This window comes from Vulcanococcus sp. CPBay_Sum15L08_68 (assembly GCF_017855895.1).
Classification (GTDB): Bacteria; Cyanobacteriota; Cyanobacteriia; order PCC-6307; family Cyanobiaceae; genus Vulcanococcus.
On sequence record NZ_JAFMFX010000076.1, the window covers coordinates 1 to 8008 of the forward strand.

Genomic DNA, 8008 nt, shown 5'->3' on the forward strand with positions numbered 1-8008 from the left:
TGTCCCACATCTCCACCGGCGGTGGCGCCAGCCTCGAGCTGCTGGAAGGCAAGGTCCTCCCCGGCGTGGCCGCCCTCGACGAAGCCTGATCTCCACTGGCGATTCAGCGACTGGGGCCCCGAGGGGCCCCTTTTTTTGTGCCTCCTCCAGCTACGGGCGCTCCAGGGAGTGGGCCGTCAGCACCACGGCGAATCCCCGCTCCGACTGCAGGCGACTCAGCCCCCCGCCATGGCTGGCAGCGACCCGAGCCGCGATGGCGAGCCCCAGACCGCAGTGGCCGCTGCCGCCCCGGGCCCGGTCCAAGCGCTGAAACGGCATCAAGGCTTGAGCCCACTGCTCGGCAGGAATGCCATCGCCTTGATCCCAGACCTCAATGCGAAAACCATCCGCCGCCTCCGGACGCAGGACCAACCGCAGCGGGGCCTGTCCATGGCTCAGGGCGTTCTCGATCAAATTCCCCACCGCTCGCCCCAGGGCCACCGGCTGCACCCGCGCCTCCATCGGGGTGAGATCCAGCTGCACCTGGTCCGCCTCGAGGGGAGCGGTCAACTCCGCCAACCACTGATCCAGGGGCAACTGCACGGGCTGCTCCGCATCCCCGCCTCCGGCAAACAACAGGAACTGACTGGTGATGCGCTCGAGCGCATCCAGGTCCGCCTCCGCTGGCCGCTGGTCCGCCAAACGCAGGCGCAGACGGGTCAGGGGGCTTTTCAGGTCATGGGCGATGCCCGCGAGCATCGTTGTGCGCTCACGGTCATTGCTGGCCAGGCGCTCGACCATGGCGTTAAAGCGGCCCGTCAACGAGCGGACCACCCGAGCCCCCCGCTCCGGCAGAGCGGGCTGCTGGCCGGACCGCCCCACGGAACCCAGGGCCTGCTCCAATTGCTGCAGGGGGGTTTGCACCTCGCGCCAGAGGAACAGAAACGAGGCAGAGATGCTCCCGGTCAACAAGGACAACCCCAGCAAGAGGGGATCAGGGGGCCAGCGCTGAGCCGGCCCCACGGGGGTGAACAACCAGATCGGCTCCAGGGGCGACAGCAACTCGACCCACAGGCCGGGCGCCAGACTTTGGGCCGGTAGCACCGGCGGACAGGGCCGCACCCGCTGGCAGAGCTCCTGCTGCAGCAGCCGCGCTTGCCGCTGCAAACGTCCATCGCCACTGACGGGAGGGAAGGGGCCGACCCGCAACGGCAATCCACTCAGACGGGCCAGGGCCTCGGGCGGCAGGCGATCGAGTGCCAACTCCCCGAGCTTCAGGTTGAAGGCCACCTCGGGACCCATCTGGGCAATCTGCGCCCGCTCCAAGCGCTGGGCCAGCAGCGATTGCAGAACCACCAGAGCCAGGGCGGAGATGCCCGCGCCCGCCAGGACGTACTTAACGGGTGCGTGCTTGGCCATCGGGCACAAAGACGTAGCCGTAACCCCAGACCGTCTGCAGGTAGCGGGGCCGTGTGGGATCGGGCTCCACCAGCTTGCGGACCCGGGAGACCTGGACATCCATGCTGCGGCTGTCGGTCTCCGATTCCGGACCCCGGGCCAACTCAATCAGACGCTCCCGGGACAGGGGCCGATGGGGGTGCTGGACAAAAGCCGCGAGCAGGCTGAACTCCCCGCTGGTGATCACAACGGGATGGGCATTGCGCTCCAAGCTGCGGTTGGCCAAATCCAGCCGGTTCTCGCCGAACTCCACCACCTGTCCCTCCGCCAGCGGCGTGCCCGCAGGCAGGGCGACGCGCCGCCGAAGGACCGCCTCAATCCGCGCCGTGAGCTCCCGGGGCAGGAAGGGTTTACCCAAGTAGTCGTCGGCCCCCTGCTCTAGCCCAATGATCCGATCGATGCCGTCCCCTTTGGCCGTCAACATCACCACCGGCAGGTCATCGCCGCCATCCCGCAGACGGCGCAGCAGGGTCAGACCGTCCTCCCCAGGAAGCATGACGTCGAGCACCACCAAATCGGGCCGCTGGCTCTCCAGCCGGACCATCAGTTGCTCACCGCTACTGAGGCAGCGCACGTCGTAGCCCTGATCGGTCAGATAGGTGCCGACCAAGCGCCGCTGCTCCGCATCGTCATCCACCACCCAGATGCGTTGGGGAGTGCTCCGTGCAGGCACGGCCATGGGGCTGCAGGCGCAACATCTGTCCCGACTGTATGGAGATCAAGCTGCGGAAATCGCGCTAGACAGATCTGGTCACACCTTGCCGAGCGGCCAGGCCGATTGCAGCGAGCAGGGCTCCATAGCCTGATGCCATGAGGCGCCACCGCTCCTGTTTCCTGCTTGCCGCTGGCGCCGGCCTGCTCTTGGCCTTCCCCCTGGGCTTGCAGGCTCAGACGCCGCAGGAACTCAAGGCCTATGAACGGCGCCTGCAACAGCTCTTCGAGCAACTGGACCGGGACGGCAACCGACGACTCGAGCGCCAGGAGGTTCAAGGGCAGCCCTACCTCCAGCGTCATTTCGACCGCCTCGACCAGAACCGCCGCGGCTACCTGACCCCCGCGGATCTCAAGCCCAGTAACAAGGTGCCGCCCCCGCGCGCCGAGCGGGTCCTGCGTAAGGCCGACCAGAACGGCGATGGCCGCATCGACCAACAGGAAGCCCAGGGCTACCCCTGGCTGCGCAAGCACTTCCAGACCATCGACCAGAACGGCGATGGCAGCCTGGATCGCGGCGAACTCAACACCCTCTCCAAACCAGCCCATGCCAACTGATGTGAGCTGTCTGGGCCTTGGAGCCCTGGGTGCCCCCATGGCCCGCAACCTGCTGCGGGCCGGATGGAGCCTGACGGTCTTCAACCGCACTGCCGCTCCCGCACAATCCCTGGAGGCGGCGGGTGCCCAGCGGGCGATGACGGTGGCTGAGGCGGCGGCCGCATCGCCGTTGCTGCTGCTCTGCTTAAGCGATGACCAGGCGGTCGACGAGGTGCTGGCCCTGGCGAAGGGCCACCTGCAGCCTGGGGCGCTGGTGATCGACTGCTCCACCATCAGCCCAGGCACCAGCCAACGCCTCGCCGGCGAGCTCGCGACGCAGGGGGTGGACTACATCGATGCTCCGGTGACCGGCGGCACCGAAGGAGCCGAAGCCGGAACCCTACGGGTGTTGATCGGGGCTGAGCTGGACCAGCTCGAGCGGGCTCGGCCGCTCCTGGAGGTCATTGGCGGCAGCCTGCATCACTTCGGCCCCGTGGGAGCAGGGCAGCAGGCCAAGGCGGTCAATCAGGTGTTGGTGGCCGGCAGCTATGCCGCCGTCGCTGAAGCCCTGGCCCTCGCCGATCGCCTGGGGCTACCGCAAGACGCCCTGGTGCAGGCCCTGAAGGGTGGCGCCGCTGGCTCCTGGGCCCTGGAGAACAGGAGCCAACAGATGATCAACGACTCCTATCCGTTGGGGTTCAAGTTGGCCTTGCACCGCAAGGACCTCGGCATCGCCCTGGGTGCCGCGGCCGAGGCCCAGCTGGAGCTTCCGATCTGCGAACGGGTGGCCGCCCTAGAGGACGAGCTGATCGAGCAGGGCTGCGGTGAGCTGGATGTCTCCGCGCTGGCCCGTTGGTTTAAAGGGTGAGCTCGGAGCGCTTGGCGACCACCCGGACCTGCTTGGACGCCGCGACGATCCCCTTGGGGTGAACCAACAGCACCGCCCAGGTCTGACTGCCCGGCTGGAAAGGGGCCTGCACGGTCTTGAACAGGCCGCCGCCACCGAGGGCCTCAAGCTGCAGGTCAGGAGCCTGCAGCCGCAGCAACTCGCTGACGGTGACGGGCTTGATCGCCCCGGCAACCACCGCACCGTTGAGGGGGTCGTCAAAGATCACGTCGAGGTCGTAGCGCTGCCCGGTCAGCACGGCATCGGGGATCAACAAGCTGACCTTGAGGTTGGGGTCACCGCTGCGCAGGATCGAATTGGATTCGATCACGTCCTGGCTGTTGAAGCGATCGCCACTGGATCCCAGCACCAGCTTCTGGGTGGCTTCAAAGCGGAATTTGTAGGGCCCCTGCTTACGGCTACCGGCAACGGTGACGAGGGTGGTGGGCCGTCCGTCCTTGAGGGAGACCCCGGGGCTCACCTGCCAACTGGCATCGGGAAACTGAGCGCGCAAGAAGTCGCGGCGCTGCAACACCAACGCGGGATCCAGGCCATTACCGGCCTCGAGCAGGGCCGAGATCTCCGAGGAGGAGCCGTTGTTCAGGGCCTCCTGCAGGGCCTGCAGGCTGGGCGCCGCCCGAAGGGGAGCCCCCATGGCCAGACCCGTCAGAGCGAGGGCGGCAGCCAGGAAGGAGCGCAACTGCACGGGAGCTCAACGGGGAGGTGCCCTTAAGTTAGGCGCGCTCATCAGCGATGCCCATGTCACGCCTGTTGATCGCTGCCAGCGGCACCGGCGGGCATCTCTTCCCAGCCCTCGCCGTGGCCCAGGCCCTGCCCTCGGACTGGGAGATCCAGTGGCTCGGTGTTCCCGACCGGCTGGAGACCGAGCTAGTTCCCCAGGACTACCGGCTGCACACCGTCGATGCCGGCGGCCTTCAGGGCCGGGGACTGCGCAAGCTCACCAACCTGCTGCGCCTGCTGGGCGCCACCGTCACGGTGCGGCGCTTGATCCGCCGGGAACGCATCCGTCTGGTCTTCAGCACCGGCGGCTACATCGCTGCACCGGCGATCCTGGCGGCCCGCTGGTGCGGGGTGCCGGTGGTGCTGCATGAATCCAATGGCGTCCCAGGAAAAGTCACGCGTCTGTTCGGGCGGCTCTGCAGCCAGGTCGCCGTCGGACTACCCCAGGCGGCAGAGCGCCTGCAGGGCTGCCGCCCGCGGGTGACGGGCACCCCGGTACGCCGGGAGTTTCTGCAGGCGGCACCACTCCCGAATTGGGTCCCGGCGGGAGCGGGCCCACTGCTGCTGGTCATGGGCGGCAGCCAGGGTGCCGTGGGGCTCAACCGCATGGTCCGGCCCCTGCTGCCCCGACTGCTGAACCTGGGCTGCCGGGTGGTCCACCTGAGCGGCAACAACGACCCCGAGAGCGGTCAACTGCAACACCCCCGCTACGCCGAGCGACCCTTCAGCGACGAGGTGGCCGGCTTGCTGCAACACGCCGATCTGGTGATCAGCCGTGCGGGTGCCGGCAGCCTGAGCGAATTGGCGGTCTGCGGGAGTCCAACGATCCTGGTCCCCTACCCCCAAGCAGCGGACAAGCACCAGGACGCCAACGCCGGTGCCGCCGCGGCCGTCGGTGCTGCAGTGATCGTCTGGCAGCACCCCCCCGAGCATCCCGCCCTGGAGCGCACCCTCTGGCGCCTACTCGGTCCCAGGCTGCGGGGCTGCGATCCGGTGATCGACCCCCTACTGCAGTTGCGCCGCGGCATGGAGCAGTTGGCCGTGCGCGATGCCGAAGCACTGATCGCAGGACTACTGCAGGAGCTCAGCGCCTAGGGCCCGCAGCAGACGCCTGTTGCCCGAGCGGTTCTGGTAGCCGATCCGCAACCAGGACTCGCCAAGCCCGGCGAAGGATCGGCAATCGCGCACCAGGATGCGATGTCGCCGCTCCAACGCCTCCCGAAGCGGCTGCAGGGAACCCTGCTCAGCGCGCAGCAACAGGTAATTGACCGCTGACGGGTAAGGGTGAATGCCAGGCAACGCCCGCAGGCGCTGCTGCAACCACTGGCCCTCCTGCACCACCCAGGCCTGCACGCGGGAGCACCAGCGCTGGTAAGCGCGGGGATCGCTCAGCAGGGCATCGGCCAAGGCTCCAGCCCAGGTATTGATGGGCCAGGGATCCCGCCAGCCGGCCCAACGCTGCAGCCGCTCGGGCTGGGCCACGGCATAGCCGAGCCGAACCCCAGCAATTCCGTACAGCTTGGTCAGGCTGCGGATGACGATCAGGTTGGGGTGCTCCGCCACCAGCGGAATCAAGGACTGTTGCTCCCCGCCTGGCACCAACGGCAGGAAGGCCTCGTCGCAGATCACCAGGCGATGACGCGCCAGCAGCGGGCTCAAGGACGCGCGGCTCCAGAGCTGGCCGGTGGGGTTATGGGGGTTGGTGATCCAGAGCACCTCCGCAGGGCCGTCGGCTGGAAACGGTTGCGGGAATGCGGCGTCCCACTCCAGGGGAAGGGCCAAGGGCCGCTGCTGGCCGCCCCAACACTGAAGAGCGCGCGCGTAATCAGCGAAGCCCGGCTGGGGCAACAGCGACAGACCACCGCTGGCCGCATCACGGGCGGCCCAGGTGAACAGTTCGGCCGCGCCATTGCCCGGGAGCACCAGCTCCGGATCCAAGTCATGCAGCCGCGCGATCTGATGGCGCAGCCGCCAGTGGCTGCGGTCGGGATAGGCCCGCAGATCCACCTGCCGCAGGGCCCGCCGGGCCGCCCGCGGCAGGGCGAAGGGCGCCAGGGACGCGCTGGCATCCAGGATCTGATCCGGCCGGCAGCCCAAGCGCCGCGCCGTCGCCTCCAAGTTGCCGCCGTGGGCTTCCATCCCCCCAGCCTGATCGACGGGGGGAGAGATGACCGTTAGAACAGCGCCAGTTCGGCCGCACCAGCCCATGGCTCGCCTGCGTCTCCATCTGGCCGGCTTGGCTTTGGTGCTGGGGAGCGGAGCCGCCCAGGCGGCCGATGACCAAGCGGTGATTCGCACCCTGGATCAACGCTCCTGCGAGCGCTGCATGCTGCAGGACGCCGACCTGGTCCATGCCGACCTGCGGGACGCACAGCTGCAAGGGGCCCAGTTGGAGCGGGCCAACCTCAGCGGAGCGCGCCTGGATGGAGCCGACCTGAGGGAGAGCAACCTGCGCTTCACCAGCCTGGCCGGCGCATCCCTGCGGGGAGCGGATCTACGGGGCTCAGTGCTGGAGGGGACCGATCTACGCAACAGCGACCTCTCCGGTGCACGCCTGGACCCCGGCGCCCTCGAGGGCAGCCATTGGCAAGGGGCCCGCGGGGTCGGCGCCGCAGTCCACAGCTATGCCGCCCTCCACAACGCCGGCGTCCAAGCGGCGGAAGCCGGCCGCTTTCCAGAGGCCGAGCAGTTCTTCAGCCAGGCGATTGAACGGCTCCCCAACGCCGCGGTGAGCTGGATGGCCCGGGGGGTCAGTCGCGCCGAGCAGGGCCAGTTCAGCCTGGCTGCCCAGGACCTGCGCTATGCCGGCCGGCTCTACAGCGAGCTGGGGGCGCTCCAGCAGGCCAAGTCACTGGAGGAGGCAGCAACCACCCTGCTCAAGCCGACCAAGAAGGCGAAGGGAGGCAATGGCATGGGCAGCGCCCTGCTGGGGGGACTGATGGCCGCCTTCAAGATGGTGGCGCCGATCGCCGCCAAGGCCGCCCTACCGGGCTCGATTTAGTAGGGCGAGACCAACTGACGGGCTTCTGGCGTCGCGGCTTGGTAGCCGTAGCCGAAGTTGCCGCCGTTGTCGTCGCGGATGATGCGCGGCGACACCAAGATCACCAGCTCGCGCTTCTCACGCCTGTTGATCGAATCCCGGAAGAACTGACCAACAAAGGGAATATCTCCGAGCACGGGCCACTTGCGCACCACGGCCTGGTCGTAATCAGAAATCACACCCGTCAGGATCAAGGTCTGGCCATCGCGCACACGCACCTCGCCGGTGTCCAAGCGACGGGTCGTCAAGGTGTTCACGGTGCCGCAGCCTTCAATGCGCACGTCCGTCGCAATCACCGCCGAGATCTCCGGTGACATCGAGAAGGTGACAAAGCCGTTGTCATCAATGCGGGAGACCCGCGCGCCAAAGGTCAAACCTGCCGTCCCAAACTCCGGCTGACAGCTATTCGGGGCACCGTTTTGCCCGGCCTGCACGGTGTAACTAACAATCTCCTGGGCCCCCACCGTCACAAAGGACTCGTTGGCAAAGGGACGACCAATGGAAGCCGTGTTGAGTGCAGCGGTGCCCGAACCGCCAACGGTGACCGCCGCACCGGAAGCGATCGGCTCGGAATTCTCGTTAATGATCAGGGTCGGCGAAGCCAGAACCTTGGTCGTGTTCGACTCAATCAGACCTCGGACGAAATCGAAGTAGTT

At 67.7% G+C, this 8008-nt stretch carries 9 protein-coding genes and 1 pseudogene; 5 read left to right on the plus strand and 5 right to left on the minus strand.

Going from position 1 to position 8008, the window contains the following annotated elements; all coding sequences use genetic code 11:
• Positions 1-89 (plus strand): phosphoglycerate kinase (locus QZ189_RS09980; protein ID WP_296421679.1); only part of this gene is annotated, 89 nt, incomplete at its 5' end.
• A gap of 61 nt (positions 90-150) precedes the next feature.
• Here the strand turns inward: QZ189_RS09980 and QZ189_RS09985 are convergent.
• Both QZ189_RS09985 and QZ189_RS09990 read right to left on the minus strand, forming a co-directional pair.
• Positions 151-1398, minus strand: coding sequence for an ATP-binding protein (locus tag QZ189_RS09985; RefSeq protein WP_296416241.1), 1248 nt, complete (start codon positions 1396-1398; stop codon positions 151-153).
• Positions 1376-2116, minus strand: a complete 741-nt coding sequence (locus QZ189_RS09990) for a response regulator (RefSeq protein WP_296416242.1) — start codon at positions 2114-2116, stop codon at positions 1376-1378. The genes QZ189_RS09985 and QZ189_RS09990 overlap by 23 nt, the downstream gene beginning before the upstream one ends.
• A 131-nt stretch (positions 2117-2247) precedes the next feature.
• On the opposite strand from QZ189_RS09990, the gene QZ189_RS09995 reads away from it, so the two are divergent.
• Together QZ189_RS09995 and QZ189_RS10000 are read left to right on the plus strand one after the other, a co-directional pair.
• Positions 2248-2706 carry an EF-hand domain-containing protein gene (locus QZ189_RS09995; protein ID WP_010313497.1) on the plus strand — a complete coding sequence of 153 codons (459 nt, stop codon included), beginning with the start codon at positions 2248-2250 and terminating at the stop codon, positions 2704-2706.
• A complete protein-coding gene (locus tag QZ189_RS10000; protein WP_296421673.1) occupies positions 2696-3553 on the plus strand; it encodes an NAD(P)-dependent oxidoreductase in 858 nt (285 codons plus the stop codon). The genes QZ189_RS09995 and QZ189_RS10000 overlap by 11 nt, the downstream gene beginning before the upstream one ends.
• On the opposite strand, the gene QZ189_RS10005 is transcribed toward QZ189_RS10000, so the two are convergent.
• Positions 3543-4277, minus strand: a complete 735-nt coding sequence (locus QZ189_RS10005; protein ID WP_296416244.1) for a hypothetical protein — start codon at positions 4275-4277, stop codon at positions 3543-3545. The two genes, QZ189_RS10000 and QZ189_RS10005, sit on opposite strands and share 11 nt — an antisense overlap.
• A gap of 53 nt (positions 4278-4330) precedes the next feature.
• Between QZ189_RS10005 and QZ189_RS10010 the strand changes: the two genes are divergently transcribed.
• Positions 4331-5407: a UDP-N-acetylglucosamine--N-acetylmuramyl-(pentapeptide) pyrophosphoryl-undecaprenol N-acetylglucosamine transferase gene (locus QZ189_RS10010; protein ID WP_296416259.1), complete on the plus strand. Its 1077-nt coding sequence runs from the start codon at positions 4331-4333 to the stop codon at positions 5405-5407.
• Here QZ189_RS10010 and QZ189_RS10015 read toward each other — a convergent pair.
• Positions 5384-6451 (minus strand): aminotransferase class I/II-fold pyridoxal phosphate-dependent enzyme, encoded by a 1068-nt coding sequence (locus QZ189_RS10015; protein WP_296421675.1) that lies wholly within the window; start codon positions 6449-6451, stop codon positions 5384-5386. The genes QZ189_RS10010 and QZ189_RS10015 overlap by 24 nt on opposite strands.
• A gap of 67 nt (positions 6452-6518) precedes the next feature.
• Between QZ189_RS10015 and QZ189_RS10020 the strand changes: the two genes are divergently transcribed.
• Positions 6519-7313: a pentapeptide repeat-containing protein gene (locus QZ189_RS10020; protein ID WP_296421678.1), complete on the plus strand. Its 795-nt coding sequence runs from the start codon at positions 6519-6521 to the stop codon at positions 7311-7313.
• Here QZ189_RS10020 and QZ189_RS10025 read toward each other — a convergent pair.
• Positions 7310-8008 (minus strand): annotated as a pseudogene (locus tag QZ189_RS10025) (hypothetical protein); the annotation flags it as partial. The gene QZ189_RS10020 and the pseudogene QZ189_RS10025 sit on opposite strands and share 4 nt — an antisense overlap.